This is a genomic window from Iodobacter arcticus (assembly GCF_042664895.1).
In the GTDB taxonomy this organism is placed as follows: Bacteria; Pseudomonadota; Gammaproteobacteria; order Burkholderiales; family Chitinibacteraceae; genus Iodobacter; species Iodobacter arcticus.
The window spans coordinates 312,452-337,331 of record NZ_JBHTBQ010000014.1 but is presented as its reverse complement, the minus strand read 5'-3'; the positions used below and the strand labels follow the sequence as shown (position 1 = coordinate 337,331).

Below are 24,880 nucleotides of genomic sequence, written 5' to 3'. Positions count from 1 at the left end.
TTAATCAGCTTAATTAATTTTGCACAATGCTATCGCCACTGGTGCGAACGCGATCACCCTGATTAAACGGCGGACGCTGCTGGAAGCTGTAAGTACGCTCGCTTTCGTCTTCAAACGATACACGCACTTCATAAGCCGTTACGCTGCGATATTGCTTTTCTGCCTGATGGCCAGCAACCGCACCGCCAATTACGCCCAGCACTTCGGCCACGGTACGGCCATTACCGCCACCAATCTGATGCCCCACCACACCACCTAAAACACCGCCGGCAATCGCTCCGCCACCCGAGCCTTCGCCTCTTTTCTCTACAGTGCGAATCGAAATCACTCGTCCGCAGCTGCGGCATACTTCTTTTACTGGTGTAGGACGTAAAGTAGGCTCGGGCTGAGCTACTTCGGCAGGTTTAGCCACCGGCTTAGGTTTAGGTTTGGGCGTTGGATGCGGCTTGGGAGCAGGCGCTGGTTTTGGCACAGCCGTTGCAGGTACTGCTACCGGAGTAGGTACGGCAGTCGGTAGCGCAGTAGGTGCTGGAGTGGCCACCAAGGCCAGTACAGGCGCACTAACCACCGCCGGGGCCGATGCCACTACCGCCTGCGGCTCAGCAGGAGGTTTGCCAATAAAGCCCAGCCAATTGGCCATTCCTACCCCTGAAGCCAAAATAACTGAAACGGCCGCAGCCAAAAAAAGCGGATGAGTTTTAGGCTCTGACATCGTGCATCTCCATAGAGTAATAGTTGGGCAGCTCAAACACGCAACTTGCGTACAAGCCTAAGCTTGTTCCTGAACAACCCTATGCCGCTATCCTGCCGTTTTTTTATAAAAAAAGCAGTGAAAATCGACACTAACACGAAGGTATTTTTCACCTGATGATTACTGTAAGTACTTGTTACTGATTGTCTTTTTATTATACAAAGAAGACCGTGTTCTAAACGGCCCTGGCAACACTCAGAATAGCTTACAAACGGAATTGTTTAATCAAGATTTCCAGCTGATCAGAAACCTGTTTAATCGATTGAGCCACCGCCACGGTGCTCTGTGCCGCATCTAAAGTACCTGAAGAAAAACTCGCCACTTCATCCACATCATTTCTAATCGCCTGACTAGATTGCACCTGAGCCGCCAGCGCATCACCAATCAAGCCCACAACCAGAGCAGTAGCTGCGGATTCTGCGCGAATCGCTTTGACCGCCTCGCCGCCTTCCTTGGTTTGGCGTATCCCTTCTTTCAGCTGCACCACCATGCCATCCATGCGCGATTTAGCCGTCTGGCCGCTATCTTGCACCGCATTAATGGTTTCACCAATTTCACGCGTAGCGGTGCTGGTACGCTCTGCCAGCTTACGAACCTCATCGGCCACCACCGCAAAGCCACGGCCCTGCTCACCTGCACGGGCGGCCTCGATCGCAGCATTTAAAGCCAGCAAATTAGTTTGATCGGCTACATCACGAATCACCGCAATCACCGCAGAAATACTGCCTACACGCTGCGCCAGATCATCAATGCTACTTTGAGTTTCGCCAACGGAATGCTCGATTTCCGAAAAGCGATCTACCGCAGCAGAAATCACCGATAAGCCCTGAGCAGAAATCTCGGTAGCCGCTTCGCTTTGCCCCTTGGCTTTTTTAGCTTGCAGCTCTGCCTGCTGAGTCTGCTGGGTAAAATCTTCTGCAGTCTGGGCAATTCGCGTGGCGGCTTTGCTTTGCGCGCCCACATATAGATTACTGCTTTCAGCCTTAGCTACGATTTCATCGCCGGATGAATGCAAGGTATGCACCACTGATGAAAGCTGAGAAATCACATCGCGCAATGATTTACGCATACGTAACACCGAGCCATAAATACTTTGAGCAGAAACATTGGCCATATCATCATCGATATGCAGATTCCCATCGGCCACGACCTGCACCAAGGCCATCACTTCGCTGGGCTCGCCCCCCAAATCCCGTAATAAATTGCGCACTGCCGACAACATAATTGCAGCCACCACGCCCGCAACCGCAAGGCAAATCAATACCTGCCAGCGGGCATTGCTCCAGAAGCGGGCATCGGCTTCTGCAAAGCTAATGCCATTGCCCACTACCCAGCCCCAGCGCGGCGTTTTCTGAGCTACAGAAAGCAAATCAACCACCTTGCCATCGCGCTTGGAAGTCCACCAGTATTCGGTAAGTGCACCACCTGATTTATCCAGCGCAGCCTGAGCAATTGCACCTACGCTATTGCCGGTTGCATCTTTAAAATCATTAAAGCTTGTGTCATGTAATTGCGGATCAAGCGGTGTGGCAACAAAGTTTAATTTTTCATCCACCACATAAACGTATTCGGACTTATGATATTTATTTTCACGCAGCAACTGAATGGCAATTTCTTTTGCCTGAGCTTCAGCTAATTTGCCCGATGCGACCATATTTTCCAGCTGCACGATACCATTATATGTACTGCCCATTAATTGTTTAATACGGGCGCTATTATCATCATTACTCGCTTGACGCATTGTCCATAGCCCAACCAGCATAATACCGATTAAAGCGAGTAAAATACTCAGCGCCAACAGATATACCTTTTTACGTAAAGTCATAAAATCACTCTCCCCAGAGTTTTTCTAAATAAATATTTTTAAGCATTGTATGCTGTTATTAGGCTCATTTGTAAAACAAGTAATAAACAGCAGTCTGCCTTTTATTTTTTGATAAAATCGCTATTATTTTTATTAAAACAAGAAGCAATACAAAGTAAGCTATTTCTCAATCAAATATATCATGCACATTAAGAAAATATTTGAGAAAGCGCAAACTGTTGAGTAGCAGACAGCTTATCTCTCGCCAGATTGATCGTAGCCAATCCCAAACTTTGATAGCAACGATGGCTTACTTTATTATTTAATACAGCTAAATGCTTTTCGATTGTTAGCTGATCTGCGCGAAGAATAGGCCCTGTTAATGCAGCAGCTGGCCCTAATGCTTTTATATTTTCCAGGGTTTGCTGCATTAAATTCATCACCAGACTCTGAGCAATTTCATCGCTGATTCCTGCTTGCTGGGCTGTTTTAATAGATAAGTCAGCCAGCGTAACCAAAAAATTGGCGGCCATTGTTAATGAAGCGTGATAAGCCGCCTTACCGCCTTTTGCTAAAGTAAACGGCTTACCACCCAAGGCCAGTACAAAATCATGCAAAGTATCGCAAGCCTCTATATCGCCTTCCAAGGCGCAAAGCGTGCCCGCAAAAGTGCTGATGGCCCTTGCCGGATCGGCAAAAGAAAAAGCCGGATGCATACTTGCAATAGACGCACCCACTGCTTTTAGCGGAAGAAGTAATGAGGCTTCGGAAGCACCGCTAGCATGAAACACCACATTGCCAGCCTGCACCACACCACTCTCCGCTAGCTCGATCGCCTTCTCGGCAATCATGGCGTCCGGCACGGCCAATAGGAATAAATCAGCGCTAGGCAAATCGGCTAATGTAGCGCATGCCTGCCCAGCCCCAATAAACGCCACCGCATCTCTACTGCTGGCTAGCGAGCTAGCGCAGACACCCGCTATTTGGTAATGCGGCTGTGCCAAGCGGGCAATCGATTTGCCCAGACGCCCGGGGCCGATAATATTAAGAGTGAGCATGAAGACACCTTTGCAAGCTGGCTAGCTTAGCTTTGCGCTCAAAACCTTTTACGAATTTGTAGGGCGGGTGAAACCCCATACGCGCTAAGCAATTTGCTTTTGCATCAACAAACAAAAAAAAGTAATGACCACAATCTTGGCGTAGGGCTTAAAAGTCCCCTTGAAGCACGCCGAAGCGAGGAACAAGCGGGACGGGGTTTCGGCAAGGGAGCGAGGAACGAGCCAATCCCGCCCGCCGCCGACTCGATTGTCCGCAGCAGAGGGGCCTTCGTGCTGGTCGGGGCGGCCTTCTTTGCTTCCTTTCTTGGCCGTTCAAGAAAGGGAGTCCCCCGCGGGGATGCCGCACCAAAATCAACGTGCCGAAGGCACTAAAAAGATCTTTTTGACTTTGGTTAGCACGTATGGGGTGAAACCCGCGTATTTTTTAGCATCGCTCGCGGGTTTCACCCGCCCTACAAATACTTGCTATTAACCGCGCAAACGCAGGGTTAAGCCTTTTAAAAAGTTTCTCAGCAATTGATCGCCACAGCTGCGATAGTGCTTATGATCTTTTTTACGGAATAAAGCGCTTAATTCTGGTTTGGATACATCAAAGCCTGCCGCATCCAGAATACTGTGCATATCTTCTTCTTTTAATTCAAAAGCCACGCGCAGTTTTTTAAGCGCCATATTATTGCTCATTGGCAATTCAATAGGCTGAGCCGGACGGCTTTCATCTTTGCCGCGCTTATGAAATACCAAGCCATCTAAGAAATAAGCCATAACTTCATCGCTGCATTCCAAATAACCTTCTTCATCTTCTTTTTTCAAGAAGGCCGCAACATCTTCTTTAGCCAAATCAAAATCAGCCAATTTAGCAATCGCCACAATATGAGCATCGCTTAAATCCAGCATATAGCGCACGCTACGTAAAATATCGTTATTAATCATTGGTATTTCCTTGTTCCTTATGCGTGGGCACAAAGACGTGCCCACCCTACCCTTGTTTTAAATAAAAACAGGCTGCACAAGGCAGCCTGTGTGATAAACCTGTTTGCCCATATTAAGATGAGCTTGTTGGCTTATGCTGTTTTGCCAGCCTAAAAACAGGCAGACAAAACATCCAAGCCAAGCGATATGTCTATTGCAATTTAGCCAATTGGCTTTGTAATTGCGCCAATTTCTCAGCAAATTCGACCATCAGACCCTGATCTTTTTCCACCAAATGAGCAGGCGCTTTATCCAGATAACCCGGCTTTTCAAACTTCGCTTTGATTCTTTCCAGATTCTCAGTGAGCTTGCCGATTTCTTTAGTTAAGCGCACCGATTCTGCTGCTTTATCAATTTCTACTTTCAGCATTAAACGCGTGCTGCCTGCAACCGCCACCGGCGCATCATCTTCAGGCAATTGCGCCACGATGGTGACGCTGGCAAGCTTGGCTAATGGCACTAAGTAAGCCGCGTACTGCTGCAGCTCATCTCCGCCTTCCAGCAGAAGCGGTGTTTTTTGTGATGGCGGCAAGCCCATTTCGCCGCGCAAATTACGCACAGCAAAGGCCAGCGCTTTTAAGCTTTCCACTTGCGCATTAGCCGCCTCGTTCACCTTGCTTAAATCCGCCACCGGCCAGTCAGCCACCATAATGGATTCTGTTTTTTTAGCGTTCGCCAGTGGAGCCACCACTTGCCATAGCTCTTCGGTAATAAACGGAATAATCGGGTGAGCCATACGCAATGTGGTTTCTAATACGCGAACCAAGGTGCGGCGGGTGGCACGTTGCTGTGCTTCGTTGCCGGTTTGTAGTTGTACCTTAGCCAGCTCGATATACCAGTCGCAGTAATCGTTCCAAACAAATTCGTAAATGCCCTGAGCCGCCAGATCGAAGCGGAAGGTATCCAGCGCGGTAGTGACATCGTGCTCTGCCTGCTGCAAGCGGCCTATCATCCACTGATCGGCAAAGCTGTATTCCAGCGGTAAGGATTCATCCTGCCCTACATCTTTGCCTTCCACATTCATCAGCACATAGCGTGTAGCGTTCCACAGCTTATTGCAGAAGTTGCGATAGCCTTCACAGCGATGCTGATCAAAATTAATACTGCGGCCCAAGGTGGCCAGCGATGCAAAGGTGAAGCGCAGTGCATCGGTACCAAAGGCTGGAATACCCTCTGGGAATTCTTTCTTGGTTTTAGCCGCCACTTTAGGTGCGGTTTCTGGGCGACGCAGGCCAGAGGTGCGTTTTTCCAGCAGCGTTTCTAAATCGATCCCGTCGATCAAATCAACCGGATCAAGCACATTGCCTTCCGATTTAGACATCTTCTGCCCTTCGCCATCCCTCACCAAGCCGTGGATATACACATGCTTAAACGGTACTTTGCCGGTGAAGTGCTTGGTCATCATAATCATCCGGGCTACCCAGAAGAAAATAATATCAAAGCCGGTCACTAATACCGATGAAGGCAAAAACGCATCTAGCTCAGGCGTGCTCTGGCCCGGCTTCCAGCCCAAGGTAGAGAACGGCACCAAGGCCGCGCTAAACCAGGTATCGAGCACATCCACATCACGGCGCAGTGTTTTGCCCGGCGCTTGTGATTCGGCGTCGCTAAGATTGCGTGCTACATAAACTTTGCCGTCTTCGTCGTACCAAGCCGGAATCTGATGACCCCACCATAGCTGACGGCTAATGCACCAGTCTTGAATATTATTCAGCCACTGGTTGTAAGTGTTCACCCAGTTTTCTGGCACAAACTTAACTTCACCATCTGCCACAGCTTGCAGCGCTTTTTCGGTGATGCTTTGGCCGGTTTCATCGGCCTTGCTCATGGCCATAAACCACTGATCGGTCAGCAAAGGCTCGATCACCGAGCCAGTACGGTCGCCGCGTGGCACCATCAACTTATGTTTCTTTGTCTCAAGCAATAAGCCCTGCGCATCCAGATCGGCCAGCATGGCTTTACGCGCTGCCAGGGCAGTCAAACCCGCGTACGCGCTTGGTAAATCAATGCTACCCAGTGCATCGCCATCAAAGCTAAATACCTGCGCCTTAGGCAGAATCGTTGCTTCCAAGCTCATCACATTAATCAGCTGGGTGTTATGACGCTTACCCACTTGGTAATCGTTAAAGTCATGCGCTGGCGTGATTTTCACCAAGCCGGTACCGAAAGCCGCATCCACATAATCGTCGCTAATCACGGGGATTTCACGGTCTGTTAGCGGCAATTTCAGGGTTTTACCCAGCAGATGCTTAAAGCGCTCGTCATCTGGATTCACCGCTACAGCCACATCGCCGAGCAATGTTTCAGGGCGGGTGGTGGCCACTACGATAAATTCATCGCTGCCCACTACCGGATATTTGATATGCCACATATGGCCGTCTTCTTCCTCGGAAACCACTTCGAGGTCGGAGATAGCGGTGCCCAGCTTTGGGTCCCAATTAGATAGGCGCTTGCCACGGTAAATCAGGCCTTGCTCAAACAGGCTGACAAACACTTCGGTCACCGAGCCTGAACATTGCTCGTCCATCGTAAAGTATTCGCGCTGCCAATCCACCGATGCACCCATGCGGCGCATTTGCTGGGTGATGGTGGCACCGGATTCTTTTTTCCATTCCCATATTTTTTCTACGAATTTCTCGCGGCCTAAATCATGACGGCTAATGCCTTGCGCATCCAGCTGGCGCTCCACCACGATTTGCGTCGCAATACCGGCGTGATCGGTGCCGGGCTGCCACAGGGTGTTTTCACCCTTCATACGATGGTAGCGAGTTAGGCCATCCATAATCGTTTGATTGAAAGCATGGCCCATATGCAAGGTGCCCGTCACATTAGGTGGTGGCAACTGAATGCAGAATGACTCGGCGCTTTGCATATTTGGCTGAAAGTAACCGGCTTTCTCCCACTCTGGGTAGTAGCGGCTTTCGATCTCAGCGGGTTCGAAACTTTTTGCGAGTTCTTTAGGCGTGGTGCTCATGGGAAAAGGGCTCAGTCGTTCATAGATTAACCCGCGATTATAGCCTTAACCGTCGCTTGCTGAGCGCATCTGCACGCGGATTACTACCTTAAAAAGTAATTTTTAGCCCTCATTTAGCAATTTTAGCGGTGTTTTTCTACGCTAAGCCCGCAGTTTCACGGCTGAATAGCCGATCTTTCCTGCTTGTCTTCCCTTGGGTCTGTTGACCTTTCATTCACGGCTGCGTTGGCTGCAGTTTTGGGGCTGAACAAGGCAAAATTGCGACATGGCACGAGTAGCATTAGCGATTTTTAACTTTCGTTCCGCCCCAAAAATGTAGCCAACCCTCCGCGTGCGAGGGTTTTTCCTCGCCCAGCGATGGGGCTGAGGCGGAAAACGGCCATCCACTGCGTTATGCTCCTCGGAAATAACCCGTTATTGCCTTCGTCGCATGCCTTGTGCCTAGCCATTTTCCGCCTCAGCGCAATTGTGAATGAAACGTCAACAGACCCTAGCTATTAAGCCATTATTTTAATTGGGCAATTCATGCCCCATTGTCATTTGATTATGAGATTGATTATCAATAAATATTGAAGATGATAATCATTACGAATACAATATGCCGTAGTCGTCGCTCATTTCTGCAAAAAACACCCCGCAGCTCATCAAATAAAGCACATCCTCCATGAAAGTTTTACTCTCGCTTTGCAGCCTGTTTTTAATCAGTTGCGCCTCGCTTCCCCCGGCGAAACCCACCGTAGTGGCTGATATGGCTCAGCTGGGCAAAATTATTGATTTAAAAACTGGCGATGTTTTATCGCCTGAGCAGCTACTTAATAAGCTGGCATCGCAGCAACGCGTCGTCGTGGGCGAGCAACACGACAATCGCTACCATCATCAAATCGAGCTGTGGTTGGTGCAAAGCTTAGCCAAGCAACGCCCACAGGGCAGTGTGCTGCTAGAGATGCTGAATCCAGATCAACAAAGCAAAGTAGATAAAGTAAAAGCATGGTTACAAGGCAATCCCGTGGTGCGATCAGAACGCATTGCCGAGCTGCTCAATTGGCAAGGGGGATGGGATTGGGACTTATACGGCGATTTAGCCGTGGGCCTGATGCATGCACCTTATCCGCTGCTATCGGCCAACCTAGACAAGCCCGAAATGCAGGCCATTTATCGCAGCAAGCCGCTGCTGACAGGCGAGCGCTCAGGCCAGCTTGCAGTACGGGTTAAGCTCGAAACCATTGTGCGTGAAATGCACGACAATCAGATCGAAACACCGCAATTATTATCCATGATTGCGGTGCAGCAGCAGCGAGACCGCCGCATGGCCGAACGCCTGCTCGCCGCCCCCGCCCCTGCTCTACTTATGGCTGGCGGTTATCACGCCGCTAAAGATGTAGGCGTGCCGCTGCATGCCCAAGATTTAGCCCCCACGCAGCCAGTAACAGTCTTAATGCTGGCCGAACAAGGCGCTGAAATTGCACTCGCCCACGCAGACTATGTATGGCTCACCCCACTTGCCGCCGATGAAGCCTGCTTTTGCATTGTGCCTAAGCACTGAGGATAGCTCAGGGGACTAAGGTTTTATACATACAGGGCTGGTGAGTCCCCATGTGTGCGAAGCAATTTGTTTTTTAGTAGCAAACAACGAAAAAATGTAATTACCACGCTCTCGGCATGGGGCTTAAAAATCCCCTTGAAGCACGCCGAAGCGAGGAATAAACGGCTCGGGGTTTCAGAAAAGGGGTAGCGAGGCAGCGAGCGAGCAGCCTTTTTCGCCGAGCTGCTTATCCGCAGTGAGGGGCCTTCGTGCTGGTCGGGGCGGCCTTCTTTGCTTCCTTTCTTGGCCGTTCAAGAAAGGGAGTCCCTGCGGGGATGCCGCACCAAAATCAACGTGCCGAAGGCACTAAAAAGATATTTTTGATTTGAAATCGGCGGGTTTCACCCGCCCTACGCCTATTTGTCCGTGGCCTTTACAACCATTCCATAAGCATAAAACGATATGATTATTAATAAAAATCCAGTACCCGCCTCACACAAAAGCATCGCCTGTATTGCCGCCTTGTTGCTCAGCCACACCGCAATGGCTGCCACTCCGGCCAGCGCGCCACTCACGGCCTTGCTGCCTGCGGATATGTCACCGCTTGGGATGTTTTATGCTGCCGACCATGTAGTTAAAAGCGTATTGATCGGGCTGATTTTGGCCTCGCTCGCCACTTGGGTGGTACTTTTAGTTAAAGGCTCGGCGCTGTTTTATGCACGCAAAGAAGCTGATCGCGCCATTGCCTTGCTCAGGCAATCTGCCTCTTTAGCCGATGCCATTGCCCGCACGGCCGCTGCGCCTAAGCAAGCTTTAGCGCAACTTTTACTCAGTGATGTGCAAGAAGAACTAGCACTTTCCCACCAAAGCGCGGCCACGCAAACCTTAAAAGAGCGGGCAGGATTTCGTCAGGAACAGATCATGGCGCAAAAAGCCCGTCAAATGACACAAGGCATTGGTCTCTTGGCCACCATAGGCTCGGTCGCGCCTTTTGTGGGTCTGTTTGGCACGGTTTGGGGAATTATGAATAGCTTTATCGGCATTGCGGCCAGCAAAAGCACCAATCTTGCTACCGTAGCACCGGGTATTGCCGAAGCGCTGCTGGCCACGGCGGCCGGGCTGGTAGCGGCGATCCCTGCCGTGATTATTTATAATCTATTCAGCCGAGGCATTAATCATTACAAAGCGCTGCTGAAAGACGCTTCTGCACAAATTTTGCTGATGCTAAGCCGTGATCTGGATGTGCCGCAGCGCCTGGAAATCGGCAGCTCATCCAAGGCAAAGGATTAAACCATGGGTGCTTTCTTTGCTTCTGAAAACGATGAAATCAGCGAAGTGCACGAGATCAATGTCACGCCCTTTATTGATGTGATGCTGGTACTGCTGATTATTTTTATGGTTGTGTCGCCACTGGCTATGGTCGATCTCAAAATCGACTTACCAGCGGCCAGTGCTGCGCCCGAGCCCCGACCAGAAAAACCGGTGTTTATTTCGCTTAAAGCCGATAAAAGCCTTTATCTTGCCGAGCAAGCGGTGTCACTCGCCCAGCTTGCCGGGCAGCTAGATAGCCAAACCGGTGCTGATAAGCAAACCACGCTGTTTTTTCAGGCCGATAAGCAAGCGCAATACCAAGATGTACTCGCCGTGATGGATGCGCTGCGCAAAGCGGGCTACTTAAAAGTAGGCCTAGTTGGGCGCGAGGCCGAGTAATGCACACAGCCCCTCAGCCCATGCGCTGGCGCACCGGCATTTTATTGGTTTCATCGGTCTATCTGATGCTGCTGTTTATGCTGCTGCGCCAGCCTGTTGCTATGCTCGCCAGCCCCATGCCTGCTGCAGCCGTCATGCTGGTGATGGCACCGCAAATCAGCTCATCGGCCACTAAACAGCAGCAGGCGGTTGGCGCGCAGCAATCGGTCGCAGTAAAACCGGCCAAACCCAATAGTGCCAAGCCAGAAAAGCTTCCTTCTTTGGCCAGCGCACAGGTGCCAGTGATTATTGCTGCGGCAGAGAAAACGCATACTGCGCCCACCCCTGCAGCCGATCCAAAACCTGTACCCGATAAAACGCCGCCCAGCGAAACGCCACCCACGGCAGCAGCCGCTAATAGCAGTGCAGCCCCTGCACCAGCAGCCATTCAATCGGCCCAAACTGCTGCCCCGTTTAATAGCGATTCTCCATCAAACAGTGCGGCCAGCCTTAACTGGCAAAGCCAAGTCTTAAGCCATTTAGGCAAATATAAGCGTTATCCGGGCGATGCCAGGCTGCGTAAACAGGCGGGTGCTGCGTGGGTAAAGTTCACCATAACGGCAGAGGGAAAAGTCCTGAATAAGCAGCTGATTACCTCATCAGGCGCACTGATTCTGGACCGTGAAGCACTGCAAATTTTAGAGCGAGCCCAGCCGCTGCCCCTGCCGCCAAAGCAAATCGCCATCGTCATCACGCTGCCGGTTCATTTTGGTTTAGAAAACTAAATCCAACCTACTCGCTGGCTAAAACCAGCTGGCATAGCCCCTTGGAAACTCCATGAATCTGCCCTCCTCACGCTGGCTGCACGCCAGCCTGCTTGCTGCTTTTTTTGTCCACCAAAGCGCTAGCGCACTTAGCCCGCCCAAGGCCGAGCAAATCCCACAAACCTTGCAAGCGCATGGCGAACAGCGTGTGGATAACTATGGCTGGCTGCGTGACGATCAACGCAAAGCGCCTAAGGTGCTGGATTATCTAAACACAGAGAATCGCTATGCCGAAGCGATGCTAGAGCCTGCGGCAGCGCTGCGCGAAACCCTCTATCAGGAAATGGCAGGGCGGATTAATCGGCAGGATCAATCCCTGCCTTACACGCTGGATGGCTATCAATACCGCGAGCAACTTATTTCCGGTAAGGAACACGCTATTTACCAGCGAAAAAAACAGCAAACCAACAGCGAGTGGGAAGTCTTGCTGGATGCTAATTTACGCGCCGCTGGCCAGCGCTACTACCGCATGGCAGGCATGGAAATCAGCCGCCACAGCCCGTTGATGGCCATTGCCGAAGATTACACAGGGCGTCGCCAATACCGTATTGCCATTCAGAATCTCAGCGGCGGCAATGAAGAGATGATCGAAAACACCTCGGGTAATATGACTTGGGCGAACGATGGCAAATCTTTATTTTATGTGCGCAATCACCCGCAAACACTGCGCGCTTGGCAGCTGTATCGCCATCAATACGGCAGCGCGCCTAGCAGCGACCAACTGGTTTATCAGGAAGACGACGAGGGCTTTTATTTAAGCCTGTCGAGCTCGTCTTCTCGGCAATACATCCTGCTCACCAGCAACAGCACATCCACTTCTGAAGTGCGGCTGATTAATGCCAATCAGCCTGCCGCTGCTCCTGAGCTATTCGCCGCCCGCCAGACGGGCCGCGAATATTATTTAGATCATTATCGCGGCCAATTTTATCTGCGCGCCAACCATCAAAGCCCACAGTTTGGCCTCTACCAAACCGCATCGGCCAAAGCGCCGTGGCAAGTACTGATCGCCCCCGATAAAGAGCGCGAACTAGAAAGCTTTGCCGTATTTCGCAGAGCACTGATTACCAAAGAGCGTCATCAGGGCTTATCGCGCATTCGCCATCTGAGCTGGGATGGCAAATTGCAGCGCGAGCTCAGCTTTGACGATCCAAGCTATATGGCGTGGCTAGGCAATAATCCAGATCCGGAGAGCAGCACACTGCAATACCGCTACTCATCCATGACCACGCCCACCTCCACTTTTGCCTGGAACTTGCAAAATGGTGAGCGCAGCCTATTAAAGCAGCAGCAAATCAAAGCCTTCCAGCCACAGGATTACCGCAGCGAGCGGCTATGGCTAAGCGCGCGGGATGGCGTCAAAGTACCTGTCTCACTGGTGTATAAAAAATCGCTGCTTAAGCCGGGCAAAAATCCGCTGCTGGTTTACGGCTATGGCGCTTACGGCATGAGCATGGATGCCTCGTTTAGCCCGGCAAGGCTTAGCCTACTGGATCGCGGCTTTGTGTTTGCCATTGCCCATGTCAGGGGCGGTGGTGAGCTGGGCCAAGCTTGGTATCAACAGGGCAAGCTGGCCAATAAACAAAATAGCTTTAATGATTTTATCGACAGCACCCAAGGCTTAGTTAAAGCAGGCTTTGGCCAACCGGGGCGGTTATACGCCATGGGCAGCAGCGCCGGTGGCCTGCTGGTTGCGGCCAGCATCAACCAAGCGCCCAAGCTTTTTAATGCTGTAGTTGCTCAAGTGCCCTTTGTGGATGTGCTGACCACCATGCTCGACCCTAGCCTGCCGCTAACGGTGGGTGAATACGAAGAATGGGGCAATCCACAGCTCAAAGCGGATTACCAGCGCATCAAATCATACAGCCCCTACGACGGCGTAACAGCCCAGCCCTACCCCCACCTGCTCGTGACCAGCGGCTTGCACGACTCGCAAGTGCAGTACTGGGAGCCCGCCAAATGGGTAGCCAAACTGCGCGCGCTTAAACAAGGCGATTCCATGCTACTGCTCTCTACCGATATGAACGCCGGCCACGGCGGCAAATCAGGCCAGCTGAGCAAGCTTAAAAACAGCGCGATGGAATACAGCTTTATTTTGCATCTGGACTCAGAAGCACAGCGCGCCTTAGCGCCATAGCAAATACAAAACCCAAATCCTGAACCACGGAGGACACAGAGAACACGGAGTTTCACGGAGGAAAACAAGGCTTGAATTAAGTTGTTTTGTAGATTTTTAGTATTTTAAAACTCAGTGCTAGGGTTCGTATCGCAACGAGTGGCACGGGGCTTAAATCTCCCCTTGAAACACGCAAGCTCCGAACAAGCGGGGCGGGGGATCGCTTGGGAGCGAGGCAGCGAGCCAATCCCGCCCGCCGCCGACTCGATTGGATCGCAGAAGGGGCCTTCGTGTTATTAGGGGTTGTGGCTTGGCTTCGTTTCTTGGCCACACAAGAAAGGAAGGTCAGCGGGACGCCCGCACCTAAATCAACGTGCCGAAGGCACTAAAAAGAGGATCGCTGCGTAACATCAGAGCATAAGCCGGATGCATCCGTTTTCTTCTGGATATTTTTTTAGCGCCATTCAAGCCATACACAGATTTGAAATAAGCCAGCCACAGGCTGGTATTTATAAAAAGAGGAAGAAATGAAAGTTAAGATCATGGCTCAGGCCATTGCCATCAGCATGCTGATCGTCGGCCAACAAGCCCGTGCAGCAGAAGCCCCTCCCGCAAGCGACGGTAGTGTGGTGTTTAATCCGCTGAATATTTCTGCAACGGCAATCAATCCCGAGCAAGAAGCACTGGAAAAACCCGGCTCGACCAGCAGCCGTGGCGAAAACATCAAGCTTGAGCCCATCGATCAAATCATGCGCAGCATGCCCGGCACCTATACCCAAATCGATCCGGGCCAAGGCGCAGTCAGCGTGAATATCCGGGGCATGAGCGGCTTTGGCCGCGTGAATACCATGGTGGACGGCGTCAGCCAGAACTACTACGGCAGCGCTCCTTCCGAGGTTTCACATGGCGGCACGCCCACCAATCAATTTGGCGCTTTGATCGACCCTAATTTTATTGTAGGTGTGGATGTTACGCGTGGCAGCGAGCTAGGAGCTGGCGGCATTAATGCATTGGCCGGCAGTGCTAACTTCAGAACCATCGGCGTGGATGATGTGATTTTTGCGGGCGAATCGGTCGGCGTAAGAAGTAAATTTTCGGTAGGCAATAATGGCCTTGGCCGCAGCGGCATGCTGGCAGTGGCGGGTAAGAGCAAAGCATTTGGCGAGAGCGGCAGCGTGGGCATCATGGCAGCCATAAGCAGTAGCTCAATCGGCGGCAATTACACCAATGGCAATGGCACAGACAGCGCAGAATTTGGCGTGGGATATAATAAATCCTACGAGCAAAACCCTAAGTCGCAATTGCTAAAGCTCGATATCAAACTCGATGATTTCCATAAATTTGAATTATCTGGCCGCCGCTATCAAAACCGCTATACCAAACGTGATATTGAAGCCCACGATGCTTATCTTAAATATCATTACACCCCTTATTCCGAGCTCATTGATTTAAATATCATGGCCAGCACCAGCCGTGGCAATCAGAAATACATGCCGGATGCATTATTTAGCTTTAAAAATACCGATATCAATAGCATTTCTAATGCTATTGATATCAATAACACCAGCCGCTTTAGCTTAGCCGGTGCAGATATTGCACTCAATTACGGCGGCAAGCTGATGAATAATCGCTACGACAAAAGGCTTGAAAGCACATTAACAGACGATGATAAAGAAAAAGAAGAAAAAGATCGAAAAGATGCCATAGAAAACAACCCGTTTTCGCCATCTGGCCAGCAGAAAATTTCTGGGCTTTATTCCAGCCTAGAAATCAATCAGGGTATTTTTCAGCTCAATCTGGGCTTAAATTATATTAAATATGATTTAAGTGGCTTTAAACCTGCTTGCGAAGATCGCGTGCAATGCTTCCCACAAAAAGCAGTGGATATCTCTTTAAAAGAGGAAGCACTGCTGCCAAGTATTTTGCTGTCTGCCGTTATCCACCCTTGGTTCCAGCCTTTTGCCAGCTATGCCAAAACCCTGCGTGGCCCTAATCCACAGGAAGTCTTCTTCTCGAATGAAGGCGGCGCGTCGATGAATCCTTATTTAAAAGGTGAATCAGCCGAAACGTTCCAGCTAGGCTTTAATTCAAAAGCCAGCAATCTGCTATTCAAAGAAGATACCTTGTTCTTTAAAGCCAGCTATTTTCATAGCAAAATCGACAACTATATTCATGCAAAATCATTTACGCTTTGCAGCAATGGCGTGAAATGCCTGACGTCGGATGCATTTAAAAATAACGAAGATATTGATGCAAATTTCAATATGAATATTTACGTCAACTCACTCACCCCTGTTAGCAACCGTGGTTTTGAATTAGAAGCCAATTATGATGCAGGCTTTGCCTATGCCCGCTTCTCTTTCAGCCATGAAAAAACGGATCAGCCTACATCGATTGCCAGTGGTGTATTTGGTGCAGACGATATCAATGATTTGCCAAGCGTGTTTTATAACCTTGATGCAGGTGCCCGCCTGCTGGATAAAAAACTGATTCTTGGCGGTATTGTTAAATACACCGGCGCGAACAACAAAATATCTACCGAGCATAATTTCGTTGAAGAAGGTGGCGATTTAGATAAAGAAAAAAGCGCCAAAAATCCGGTGATTATTGATCTCTACAGCAGCTATCAAGTGAATAAAAATATCTCGCTGCGCTTTACTGTACAGAACTTAATGAATAGGGATTACTCCGAAGCATTAAACCGCCTGAATTCTAATCCATCGCAATCAAGTGGTGAATCGCCCGCCAATACGGCGCGTGGCCGCACTTATTTAGTGGGTGCTGAATTTAGGATGTAAAAAAATCCAGAAACCAATCTAATTGGTTTCTGGATTTTTTTTAAACTAGACAAATGCAATATTGTGCTTATTGATGTTTACGCAGCTCTTCTTTCACCAGCTCTTCTACCCGCGGTAAAAGCTTATTCTCAATTTCTATCGTCATATCACTCATTAAGCGGCGCAAGGTATCTTCGTAAAAGGTACTCATCAGGCTGGCAAAATGTTGGCGAGTAAGCTGCTCTACTTCGGTGGCAATTTCAACGCCCAGCTGAGCTGCTACGGTGGCGCTTAGCTCCGCAATGGCACGCTCGCTCAGAGCCGGAGCAACCTCTATTGCTTCTTCAAGCGGCTGAAGCTCAAGCGAATCAATCAGCGAATCTTCACCCCACCCGGCAATGTCCTCGATGCTCATCAATTGAATGGGCACGATTTCTTCAGCTACGATCTCTAGTTCTGGTTCTGGCTCTGGCTCTGGCTCTGGCTCTGGCTCTGGCTCTGGCTCTGGCTCTGGCTCTGGCTCTGGCTCTGCAATAGCTTCCTCTATCGGCGGCGCAGCGGGTACTTCTTCCCAGCTTGCTCCCCAAGGATTTGCTTGCGACAGGGCATCTAAATCTAGCAGCGGTAAATCCATAAACTCTGCAATGGGCGGCAAGGTGGCGAGAGTCAGCTCCTCGACAGGCTCAACGATGGGTTTATGATCAATAATCTCGGCTTCCTCTTCAGCAAAAAGTTCTTCGGGAGGAAACATTAAAACTTCGTCCAAGACCTCGGTCAGTACCGGAATATCCTCTGCTTCATCCAGTAAGACAGGGATAGCCTCGGCCGAAGCGCTACCGCGATGACGCGCCAACAGCGCATCCATTTTATCGAATAGGGGGCTGTTTTCAGACACGCGATTCATGCCCTATCCATCATATCGAAGGAAGTAGGCTTAAAACCCTGAGCCACATAGGCTTTCCAACGCTCACGCGCCAAAGTGCGCGCCTCTTCATCAATCGAGACCACTTCAATCACCCGCTGATAGCGTTCAAAACCCGGTGGCAGACCATTGGTCCAGTTAAAAAGTAGTGGCCGGGCAGGCAAAAGCTCGGGGCGATAATCAAGCACAATCGGCGTATCCGCCACAATGGCCGCATCGGCAGCGCAATGCGGTAAAAAGCCAGTTTGTGGCACTTCCCATAGCAAACCATCCAGCGCAGCAGTCGCCGCCTGACTATCTGTAAGGATATTGATACCTAAGCGCTTTGCTAAGGCTTTGCTCACCAACTGGCAAAGCGCATGCTCGCGATTGGGTACATTAAAGTAGAACGAAATTTCAGTCATTAACCGTTTCTAAGGATTACATCTGTAAATCAACACTTTGTAGGGCGGGTGAAACCCGCGTATTTATTTAGCATTGCTCGCGGGTTTCACCCGCCCTACAGTGCAACTGGCTCCCCGATAAAAATACTCGGGGATGACGGGCAGTTATTTCACACCCAGTCCTTATTTCTTTTTAGCTGCCGCACGCTGGCTTAAAAACTCAACCAACAATGGAACCGGACGGCCTGTTGCGCCTTTTGCTGCGCCTGATTTATGCGCCACACCCGCAATATCCAAGTGAGCCCATGTGTATTCCTTAGTAAAGCGGCTAAGGAAAGCAGCAGCAGTGATCGAGCCCGCAGCACGGCCACCGATATTGGCCATATCCGCAAAGTTAGATTTCAGCTGTTCTTGGTAATCATCCCACAGCGGCATGCGCCATGTTTTGTCACCAGTTTCACGCGAGGCTTTGATCAAATCATCAGCCAATTGATCGTTAGTGGTAAATAAACCACTCGCCACATGGCCTAGGCCAATAATGATTGCACCGGTCAGTGTGGCGATATCAATCACCAGCTCTGGCTCGTAGCGAGCGACGTAAGTCAGCGCATCGCACAGAATCAAACGGCCTTCGGCGTCGGTATTCAAGATTTCAATCGTTTGGCCGCTCATCGAAGTAACGATATCGCCTGGCTTCACTGCATTGCTGGAAGGCATGTTTTCGCAAGTTGGGATCACGCCCACCACATTGATTGGCAAGCCTTGCTCGGCAATGGCGCGAATCACGCCCATGACCGTGGCTGCGCCGCACATATCAAACTTCATTTCATCCATTTCTGCGCCGGGCTTAAGCGAGATACCACCCGAATCAAAGGTAATACCTTTACCCACCAGCACCACAGGCTTTTCTGATTTCTTGCCGCCTTGGTATTCAAGGCAAATCAGCTTAGGTGGCTCGATACTGCCTTGGGCAACAGAGAGGAATGAGCCCATGCCCAGTGCTTCCATTTCTGGCCTTTCTAGCACGGTGCATTTCATTTTGTAGCTAGCGGCCAATAAGTGAGCGGCATTAGCTAAGTACGTCGGGGTGCAAATATTGCCGGGCAGATTACCCAGATCACGCGTAAGGTTTATGCCGTGGCCAAGAGCCACACCCGCTTGCAAGCCTTGTTCGGCTTTTTCTACTTCAGATTTTTTGCTGACGGCAATATTTACAGCCGTCAAAACTGGGGCGGCTTCTGGCTCAGATTTAAACTGCACAAAACGGTAGCTTTCATAAACGAATGCTTGAGCGATAATCGCAACAGCATCTTTTAAACCGACGGCTTTTGCTGCGCCAATAGCTAAGAAGATATCTGCTGAAATGGATTTGCCTGCAACTAAAGCTTTAGCTACAGCAAGTGCTGCCTTACGTAAGGCATCTGCATTAAGCTTTTGCTCATCACCCAGCTGTACTAATAAAACACGGCGACCTGGCAAGGGAATATATAAAGTGGAGCCAACGCTATCGCCCAATTCATTGCAGGTTTCTGCCAACCAACCGTCTTTGTCCAACCCCGCTGCAAGTGCGACAAGTTGTGTACCAAACACCGGCAGCACTAAACAATCCGCTGCTGTTTTTTCGGGGACAGATAGATTTATGCTAAATTCCATTATTGCTTCCTATTGCTAAGTTTAAAGGCCGCGAAAATTTCGCTCGATTATTTCCTAGTACCCCCGCAAAGTCAAAAACGCCCATGTTGTTTCGCAAAAGCCTAATTCAAGAAATGTCCTGGGTCGCCCTTGGGGCCTTCTTCGTGTTGCTCATGTTAATCATGACGACGCAAATTGTACGCCTGCTCGGCCAAGCCGCCATTGGTGCTCTCGCTAGTTCTGCGGTCTGGGCCATGATGGGCTTTGCTGCTGTTCGCTATTTGCCCATTCTTTTATCACTGATGTTGTTCTTTTCGATATTGGCCGTGTTAACCCGGCTATGGAAAGACCATGAAATGGTGATTTGGTTTGTGAGCGGACGCTCGATCCATAATTTTATTCGCCCCGTGCTCGAGTTTACTCTTCCTGTAGTGATTCTTATTGCACTTTTATCGCTGGTCCTTTCGCCCTGGGCCTTAGAAAAAGGCCAAGAGTACAAAGAAAAATCGCTTTCACGTCAGGAAGTCACTCAGGTCGCCCCCGGCGTATTCAGAGAATCCCCTGCGGCGGATCGGGTTTATTTTGTCGAGAATTTTTCCGGCGGCAATGGCAATAATGTGTTTGTGCAAGTACGCCGCGACGATAAATTAACTGTGATTCTGGCGGAAAAAGGCGGTCTTTATCTCGATAGCGACGGCTCCCGCTGGCTATGGCTAGCCAAGGGCAAGTCTTACGAAGGGCTGCCCGGCACGGCATCCTACGAAATGCTGGAGTTTGAAAATGCAAGGCTGCGTATCGAAGCAGGCGAAAACCCGCGCTCCAGCCCATCCACTCAGGCCACCAGCACCATGGCGCTCTGGAATAGCAGCCTGCCCGAACATAAAGCAGAGCTGGCCTGGCGGTTGGCAATTCCTATTTCTGCCTTGATTTTAAGTCTGGCTGCGATCCCGCTGGCATTTTTTAACCCGCGCGGCGGACGGGCCTCTAACTTATTAGTGGCGGTCTTTTCCTATTTCTTTTATTACAACTGCATCAATATTGCACAGGCTTGGCTTAGCGACGGCAAGGTGCCGGCTATGCTTGGCATGTGGCCGCTGCACGCCGCAGCGCTGTTGATTACACTGGGCCTGTTTGCCTGGCGCAGCAAGTTGCGAGGCCATTGAAATGAGTTTGTTATCTCGCTATTTAATGCGTGAATTATCGCTGTTTATTTTGTTTGCCCTGATCGGCCTGCTTGGCCTTTACACTTTTTTTGATCTCATTGCCGAGCTCACCGATTTGGGCGTTGGCGGCTACCGCCTGAGTGATGCACTGATTTACGTAGCGCTTCGTGCCCCTGCCAATGCTTATGAGCTTTTGCCAATTGCCGTGCTCATTGGCGGCATCTTCGGCCTATCGCATTTATCCGGCTCATCCGAGCTGACGGTGATTCGCGCTTCGGGCGTATCCCTCAAACGTCTCTTGCTCTGGCTTTGCCTGATTGGTGCGTTTTATGGTGTGATTACCCTGCTCTTGGGTGAATACATTGCCCCTGCGGGCAAACGCATGGCCAATCAGCATCGCTTAGCCGCCACGCAATCCATGCTGGTAGGAGATTTCCGATCCGGCGTGTGGATTAAAGATGGCAAGCAAATTGTAAATATCGGCGAGATGCTGCCCGACCTCACCGTAGTGAATGCGCGGATTTATGAATTTGGCAAAACGCTGACTTTAGATCGGGTGATCGAAGGGCATAACGGCCGCTTTCAAAGCAAGGGCAACTGGACGCTGCAAAAAGCCACCATCACCCAGTTTCTGCCAGAGCACGCAGGCGTTGTACTCACAAAACCTGCTGTATTTAACTGGCAAACATCGATCTCCCCTGCCATGCTGGCCGTGCTTTTGGTAGAGCCTGCACAAATGTCGGCCACCTCTTTACTCAGCTATATCGACCACTTAAAGCGCAATAAACAAAAGACTTCCCGCTATGAGCTTGCGCTTTGGGGCAAATTATTTTACCCACTGGCCTGCTTATCTATGGTGCTGATTGCGCTGCCCTTTGCCCAGACTCAAAAACGCAGCAGTAATGCAGGCGTTCGCGTGTTTATCGGCATTGCCTGTGGCTTGGTATTTCACTTTGCCAATCAGATAGTGGTTTATTTGGGCGATTTATATAACTGGCCACCACCGATCGTTGTTGCTATCCCGACTCTGCTGTTTCTATCTGCGGCGGGATTGATGCTATGGCGACAAGAGCGGCGCTAAGAAATAGTCAATTTGTAAAGCCGCTTGCCCATGATCTAGGCAAGCAATCCTCTCGGCACATCAATAGGAGTTTTCCATGCACGTTTTACTGACTGGCGGAGCGGGTTATATTGGCTCGCACACCTATATCGAATTGCTTGCAGCAGGCTTTAAACCGGTTATTTTTGATAACTTTTATAATGCCAAGCCAGAAGTTCTGAATCGCATTGCCACCATCACCGGGCAAACCGCCGAATATGTGGAAGGCGATGTACGCGATGCTGTGGCTTTAAAAGCACTATTTCAGCGCTACGATTTTAGTGCGGTGATTCACTTTGCTGGCCTGAAAGCCGTTGGCGAATCCGTCGAAAAACCGCTGATGTATTACGACAACAATGTGGTGGGCACCCAGCGTCTACTTGAAGCCATGCAAGACGCTGGCGTTAAAAACCTAGTGTTCTCATCCAGCGCCACCGTCTATGGCGACCCGCACGCCGTACCGATTACCGAAGATTTCCCACTATCTGCCACCAATCCTTATGGCCGCTCCAAGCTGATGGTTGAAGATATCGTCCGCGATATTTTCAAGGCGGATGCCAGCTGGAATTTTGCCCTGCTGCGTTATTTCAACCCGGTGGGCGCGCATATTTCTGGCCTGATTGGTGAAGACCCACAGGGCATTCCAAACAATCTGATGCCTTTTGTAGCCCAGGTCGCCGTAGGCAAGCGCGAAAAACTATCCGTGTTTGGCAACGACTATCCAACGTCTGATGGCACGGGCGTGCGCGATTATATCCATGTGGTTGATCTGGCTCGTGGCCACGTTAAAGCCCTGCAAAAGCTGGCAACAGCCCCAGGCCTTGTGACCGTAAACCTCGGTACGGGTGTCGGTTATTCAGTGCTGGATATGGTTAAAGCCTTTGAAAAAGCCTCGGGCAAAGCCGTGCCATACCAAATTGTGCCGCGCCGTGCAGGGGACATCGCCGCCTGCTACGCCAACCCTGCATCAGCGCTCGCCGTGTTGGGCTGGAAAGCGGAAAAAACGCTGGACGATATGTGCCAGGATGGCTGGAAATGGCAGAGCCAAAATCCGAATGGGTTTAATTAAATAAGATGGCAATCACCGCTTTAAAAACGCGGCTCAAGTAAACAGCCAGCTTAAGCAAAGGCGCATTTTAATGCGCCTTTGCTGTTTTCAACTTCTTGAGCCGCAGCTATTTATTTTGCCCATGCAACATCTCATTCACAAGCAAGTCTTAAATCTTGTGTAATTTAATATATATGTTAAATTAAGCATCAATCTACCTTAGTTCAGGCGTTGTCATGAAGATGCCTTCATTATCACAGCGCAATGATCAAAAAAACGCTTAAGAAGTCAGCATCTATGCATATCAATGACCCAGCCGTCTTACAGCGCACCACCGCACTTAGCTATCGTAATGCCCATAGCGGGCAAATCATTGGCATCATTGCGGCCTGTCTTTTATTTATTGCCCACCGGGAAGATCATTCACTCTATATTTTGAGTACCTGGTTATTTCTCACCTGCGGCTTGGCTCTATTTCGCCTCTCTGTTTTCAAAAAATATCAGCAAAACTCAGCAGCACATCACTTTACTTACTGGCGACGCATTCACTTATTTGGCGTAGCGGCCACAGGGCTGGTTTGGTGCGCTGGTGGCGTGTATTTCATGCTCACCAGCAGCATTTTGCTCAAAATGTTTACTGCCTTTGTGTTCTCTGGGCTAGTAGTGGGATCTTTGCCTATTTTAGGCCCTATGATTCCGGCGATGCGTATCTATGCATTTTTAATGATGCTGCCTATCTTAATTAATGCCAGCGTTAAACCTACTCAAATGGATCTCACTTTGGGTGGAATGAATCTATTCTTTTTTTTAACCCTGATGAAAAGCGCCCGCTCCTATCACGATACAATTGTAGAAAGCCTGATTTTAGAATTAGATCAAACCCGCCTTGCAGAAGACCTCGTCAAAGCAAGAAATGACGCCGAATTAGCCGATCGGGCCAAAAGTGAATTTATCGCCAATGTCAGCCATGAAATCAGAACGCCAATGAATGGCATTTTAGGTATGGCGCATTTACTACAGCAAAGCCATTTATCTCCATCACAAAAAGAAACAGTAAATGTTATTTGTAACTCGGCCGATTTACTTTTAGCGCTCGTCAATGACGTGCTCGATTTATCAAAAATAGAAGCCAATTGCCTTATTATTGCCGAACAGCCTGTTGATCTATCTGCCCTACTCAATGAAGTTCAACAAATGTTCAATCTAATCGCAAGCGATAAAGGTTTAAACCTGATTGTTGATTACCAAGGAGAAGCCAATATCATCATCTTAAGTGATGGATTACGCTTGCGACAGGTGTTAGTCAACTTATTAGGTAATGCGATTAAATTTACCAATCAAGGGCAAGTCACGCTCAAAATAAAATCAACATTAATTCAGAATAAATACAGTCTGGATATTGCCGTCATTGATACTGGCATTGGCATACCGGCAGATAGGTTGCCCTATATCTTTGAAGCTTTTGTGCAAGCAGATGGCTCATCTACCCGAGAATATAGCGGCACAGGTCTAGGCTTAACCATTGCCCGCCGCTTAGTCAGCGCAATGGGTGGTGAATTAATCGCACAAAGCGAGCCAACAATTGGCTCTCAATTTAAATTTACACTGCACTGCCCCAAAGGGCTTATGCCAAAATCAAATACGGTGATTGTAGAGAACAATACCCAGCCGCGTAAATTGCGTGTGCTATTGGCGGAAGATAATCCAACTAATCGCTTAGTAGCTACCCGTTTATTAGAAAATGATGGGCACACCGTATTTAGCGCAGAAAATGGCCAATTAGCCTTAGATTTTCTTGCTAAAGAACAAGTTGATTTAGTTTTAATGGATATGCAAATGCCGGAAATGGATGGCTTAGAAGCCACCCGCAGCATTCGCGCCCAAGAGAAAGCCAACCCCGCCATCAAACGCCTGCCGATTATGGCGTTAACGGCGAATGCCTTAGAAGAAGACCGGCAATTATGTATTAATGCAGGTATGGATTTATTTTTAACCAAACCATTACGGCCCGCTTTATTAAAACAAGCTTTAGCAGAATTGATGGAAGCCACTTAAGGTGGGAAAGTTTCTATGCTCAAGCTTTCTCACCGCGTGGGCATAAAACCTGCCCACCCTACATTAATTTTACAAAGTCTTTATTTAGGCGACGTTT

18 protein-coding genes are annotated in these 24,880 nt (G+C 49.7%); 10 read left to right on the top strand and 8 right to left on the bottom strand.

What is annotated here, in order from left to right:
• Positions 1 to 13 precede the first annotated feature (13 nt).
• From ACFQNF_RS09595 to ACFQNF_RS09575, 5 genes are all read right to left on the bottom strand, one after another.
• Entirely contained in the window at positions 14 to 712 is a 699-nt protein-coding gene (locus ACFQNF_RS09595; RefSeq protein WP_380187765.1) for an outer membrane lipoprotein, read from the bottom strand.
• A gap of 244 nt (positions 713 to 956) precedes the next feature.
• Positions 957 to 2,576: a methyl-accepting chemotaxis protein gene (locus ACFQNF_RS09590; RefSeq protein ID WP_380187764.1), complete on the bottom strand. Its 1,620-nt coding sequence runs from the start codon at positions 2,574 to 2,576 to the stop codon at positions 957 to 959.
• A 188-nt stretch (positions 2,577 to 2,764) separates the two neighbouring features.
• Entirely contained in the window at positions 2,765 to 3,613 is an 849-nt protein-coding gene (locus ACFQNF_RS09585) for a Rossmann-like and DUF2520 domain-containing protein (RefSeq protein WP_380187763.1), read from the bottom strand.
• A 468-nt stretch (positions 3,614 to 4,081) separates the two neighbouring features.
• Entirely contained in the window at positions 4,082 to 4,543 is a 462-nt protein-coding gene (locus ACFQNF_RS09580; RefSeq protein WP_380187762.1) for a YehS family protein, read from the bottom strand.
• A gap of 190 nt (positions 4,544 to 4,733) precedes the next feature.
• On the bottom strand, positions 4,734 to 7,556 hold the full coding sequence (locus tag ACFQNF_RS09575; protein ID WP_380187761.1) for a valine--tRNA ligase: 2,823 nt from the start codon (positions 7,554 to 7,556) through the stop codon (positions 4,734 to 4,736).
• A gap of 664 nt (positions 7,557 to 8,220) precedes the next feature.
• Between ACFQNF_RS09575 and ACFQNF_RS09570 the strand changes: the two genes are divergently transcribed.
• The 6 genes from ACFQNF_RS09570 to ACFQNF_RS09545 all read left to right on the top strand — a co-directional run bounded on the left by ACFQNF_RS09570 (position 8,221) and on the right by ACFQNF_RS09545 (position 16,502).
• Positions 8,221 to 9,099, top strand: a complete 879-nt coding sequence (locus tag ACFQNF_RS09570; protein ID WP_380187760.1) for a ChaN family lipoprotein — start codon at positions 8,221 to 8,223, stop codon at positions 9,097 to 9,099.
• 441 nt (positions 9,100 to 9,540) lie between these two features.
• Entirely contained in the window at positions 9,541 to 10,368 is an 828-nt protein-coding gene (exbB, locus tag ACFQNF_RS09565; protein WP_380187759.1) for a tonB-system energizer ExbB, read from the top strand.
• Positions 10,369 to 10,371: 3 nt separating this feature from the next.
• Positions 10,372 to 10,788, top strand: a complete 417-nt coding sequence (exbD, locus tag ACFQNF_RS09560) for a TonB system transport protein ExbD (RefSeq protein WP_380187758.1) — start codon at positions 10,372 to 10,374, stop codon at positions 10,786 to 10,788.
• Complete coding sequence (locus ACFQNF_RS09555) at positions 10,788 to 11,552, top strand: TonB family protein (RefSeq protein ID WP_380187757.1); 765 nt, start codon at positions 10,788 to 10,790, stop codon at positions 11,550 to 11,552. Before exbD ends, ACFQNF_RS09555 begins: the two co-directional genes overlap by 1 nt.
• A gap of 52 nt (positions 11,553 to 11,604) precedes the next feature.
• Positions 11,605 to 13,725, top strand: a complete 2,121-nt coding sequence (locus ACFQNF_RS09550; protein WP_380187756.1) for a S9 family peptidase — start codon at positions 11,605 to 11,607, stop codon at positions 13,723 to 13,725.
• Positions 13,726 to 14,231: 506 nt separating this feature from the next.
• Positions 14,232 to 16,502: a TonB-dependent receptor domain-containing protein gene (locus ACFQNF_RS09545; protein WP_380187755.1), complete on the top strand. Its 2,271-nt coding sequence runs from the start codon at positions 14,232 to 14,234 to the stop codon at positions 16,500 to 16,502.
• Between the two features lie 67 nt (positions 16,503 to 16,569).
• Here the strand turns inward: ACFQNF_RS09545 and ACFQNF_RS09540 are convergent, their stop codons facing one another.
• The 3 genes from ACFQNF_RS09540 to ACFQNF_RS09530 form a co-directional block, all read right to left on the bottom strand.
• Positions 16,570 to 17,385: a hypothetical protein gene (locus tag ACFQNF_RS09540; protein ID WP_380187754.1), complete on the bottom strand. Its 816-nt coding sequence runs from the start codon at positions 17,383 to 17,385 to the stop codon at positions 16,570 to 16,572.
• Entirely contained in the window at positions 17,382 to 17,807 is a 426-nt protein-coding gene (locus tag ACFQNF_RS09535; RefSeq protein ID WP_380187753.1) for a DNA polymerase III subunit chi, read from the bottom strand. Before ACFQNF_RS09535 ends, ACFQNF_RS09540 begins: the two co-directional genes overlap by 4 nt.
• Before the next feature lie 162 nt (positions 17,808 to 17,969).
• Entirely contained in the window at positions 17,970 to 19,439 is a 1,470-nt protein-coding gene (locus tag ACFQNF_RS09530; protein WP_380187752.1) for a leucyl aminopeptidase, read from the bottom strand.
• Positions 19,440 to 19,522: 83 nt separating this feature from the next.
• Between ACFQNF_RS09530 and lptF the strand changes: the two genes are divergently transcribed.
• From lptF to ACFQNF_RS09510, 4 genes are all read left to right on the top strand, one after another.
• A complete protein-coding gene (gene lptF / locus ACFQNF_RS09525) occupies positions 19,523 to 20,581 on the top strand; it encodes an LPS export ABC transporter permease LptF (protein WP_380187751.1) in 1,059 nt (352 codons plus the stop codon).
• A gap of 1 nt (position 20,582) precedes the next feature.
• Positions 20,583 to 21,662 carry an LPS export ABC transporter permease LptG gene (lptG, locus tag ACFQNF_RS09520; protein WP_380187750.1) on the top strand — a complete coding sequence of 360 codons (1,080 nt, stop codon included), beginning with the start codon at positions 20,583 to 20,585 and terminating at the stop codon, positions 21,660 to 21,662.
• 76 nt (positions 21,663 to 21,738) lie between these two features.
• On the top strand, positions 21,739 to 22,749 hold the full coding sequence (gene galE / locus ACFQNF_RS09515; protein WP_380187749.1) for a UDP-glucose 4-epimerase GalE: 1,011 nt from the start codon (positions 21,739 to 21,741) through the stop codon (positions 22,747 to 22,749).
• A 276-nt stretch (positions 22,750 to 23,025) separates the two neighbouring features.
• Positions 23,026 to 24,783, top strand: coding sequence for an ATP-binding protein (locus ACFQNF_RS09510; RefSeq protein WP_380187748.1), 1,758 nt, complete (start codon positions 23,026 to 23,028; stop codon positions 24,781 to 24,783).
• The last annotated feature ends 97 nt before the right edge of the window (positions 24,784 to 24,880 follow it).

Excerpts from the sequence above, each read along its gene's own strand:
- ACFQNF_RS09595 (WP_380187765.1), bottom strand. The coding sequence starts at position 712 with ATGTCAGAGCCTAAAACTCATCCGCTTTTTTTGGCTGCGGCCGTTTCA.
- ACFQNF_RS09590 (WP_380187764.1), bottom strand. The coding sequence starts at position 2,576 with ATGACTTTACGTAAAAAGGTATATCTGTTGGCGCTGAGTATTTTACTC.
- ACFQNF_RS09585 (WP_380187763.1), bottom strand. The coding sequence starts at position 3,613 with ATGCTCACTCTTAATATTATCGGCCCCGGGCGTCTGGGCAAATCGATT.
- ACFQNF_RS09580 (WP_380187762.1), bottom strand. The coding sequence starts at position 4,543 with ATGATTAATAACGATATTTTACGTAGCGTGCGCTATATGCTGGATTTA.
- ACFQNF_RS09575 (WP_380187761.1), bottom strand. The coding sequence starts at position 7,556 with ATGAGCACCACGCCTAAAGAACTCGCAAAAAGTTTCGAACCCGCTGAG.
- ACFQNF_RS09570 (WP_380187760.1), top strand. The coding sequence starts at position 8,221 with ATGAAAGTTTTACTCTCGCTTTGCAGCCTGTTTTTAATCAGTTGCGCC.
- exbB (WP_380187759.1), top strand. The coding sequence starts at position 9,541 with ATGATTATTAATAAAAATCCAGTACCCGCCTCACACAAAAGCATCGCC.
- exbD (WP_380187758.1), top strand. The coding sequence starts at position 10,372 with ATGGGTGCTTTCTTTGCTTCTGAAAACGATGAAATCAGCGAAGTGCAC.
- ACFQNF_RS09555 (WP_380187757.1), top strand. The coding sequence starts at position 10,788 with ATGCACACAGCCCCTCAGCCCATGCGCTGGCGCACCGGCATTTTATTG.
- ACFQNF_RS09550 (WP_380187756.1), top strand. The coding sequence starts at position 11,605 with ATGAATCTGCCCTCCTCACGCTGGCTGCACGCCAGCCTGCTTGCTGCT.
- ACFQNF_RS09545 (WP_380187755.1), top strand. The coding sequence starts at position 14,232 with ATGAAAGTTAAGATCATGGCTCAGGCCATTGCCATCAGCATGCTGATC.
- ACFQNF_RS09540 (WP_380187754.1), bottom strand. The coding sequence starts at position 17,385 with ATGAATCGCGTGTCTGAAAACAGCCCCCTATTCGATAAAATGGATGCG.
- ACFQNF_RS09535 (WP_380187753.1), bottom strand. The coding sequence starts at position 17,807 with ATGACTGAAATTTCGTTCTACTTTAATGTACCCAATCGCGAGCATGCG.
- ACFQNF_RS09530 (WP_380187752.1), bottom strand. The coding sequence starts at position 19,439 with ATGGAATTTAGCATAAATCTATCTGTCCCCGAAAAAACAGCAGCGGAT.
- lptF (WP_380187751.1), top strand. The coding sequence starts at position 19,523 with ATGTTGTTTCGCAAAAGCCTAATTCAAGAAATGTCCTGGGTCGCCCTT.
- lptG (WP_380187750.1), top strand. The coding sequence starts at position 20,583 with ATGAGTTTGTTATCTCGCTATTTAATGCGTGAATTATCGCTGTTTATT.
- galE (WP_380187749.1), top strand. The coding sequence starts at position 21,739 with ATGCACGTTTTACTGACTGGCGGAGCGGGTTATATTGGCTCGCACACC.
- ACFQNF_RS09510 (WP_380187748.1), top strand. The coding sequence starts at position 23,026 with ATGCATATCAATGACCCAGCCGTCTTACAGCGCACCACCGCACTTAGC.